The organism is Pseudomonas sp. EL_65y_Pfl2_R96, assembly GCF_963970905.1.
GTDB lineage: Bacteria > Pseudomonadota > Gammaproteobacteria > Pseudomonadales > Pseudomonadaceae > Aquipseudomonas.
In genome coordinates this window covers 1-760 of the sequence record NZ_CAXAQH010000114.1, presented here as the reverse complement: position 1 = coordinate 760, position 760 = coordinate 1, and the positions used below count along the sequence as shown (strand labels likewise).

The 760-nt window shown below is 66.2% G+C and carries 1 protein-coding gene; it reads left to right on the top strand.

The genetic code is table 11. The features are described 5' to 3' along the window. A partial coding sequence (locus AACY49_RS29720) for a hypothetical protein (RefSeq protein WP_339527752.1) occupies window positions 1-588 on the top strand: 588 nt, incomplete at its 5' end. Window positions 589-760 lie beyond the last annotated feature (172 nt).

Below are 760 nucleotides of genomic sequence, written 5' to 3'. Positions count from 1 at the left end.
CCGCCGCAGATCCTGGTCGAGATCGATCCGGACATCCCGCGCGACGAAAAGGACAAGCTGCAGCAGATGATGGCGCCCAAGCCCGAACAGCTGCAGATTCAGCAGGCCAAGACCAAGCTGGAACTGGAGAACGCCGCCGGCAAGAACGCCAAGCAGGCGGCCGAGACGCAGAAGACGCTGGCGCTCGCCGACCAGGCGCTGGCCACGGCGCAGCAAAAGCGGGCGCAGGTGACGACGGAAGCGGCCCGCGCCGGGCATCTGGCAAGGGCCTCCGATCTCGACGCGGCGGCCTTCGTGCGCGACAGCCTCGTCAAGGCGCACGAGATCATGCTGCCGTTCCTGCAGGCGCAAGGACAGGCCGCCATGCAGCCGCAAAGGCCGCAGGGTGCGCCAATTGGCGCAGCCTGCGTGTGCTGGTTGGCGCCGAGCTTGAGCGTTGCGATCCGCGCCGCGACCATCGCGCGCTGGCTTTCGGTCAGATGCCGGCGCTTCAGATTCTTCGAGATCACCCAGGCGAGTGCGTCGCGATCATCGCCCTTGAACAGCGAGGTCCGAACCGGCAGCCCCTTTCGCGTCGCCGCCGTATAGCGGTTGCGGCCGTCGAGGATCATGTCCCGATGCAGGATCACGTCTTCCAACTGGCCGTTGAGGCGGATGTCTTCGCCCAGATCCTCCAGCTCCTGGTCCGATAGCATCGGAAACAGGTTGGCGAGCGGATGGAACTTGAGCGGGGCGTGCCCCGGTTCGAGGATCATTGCCC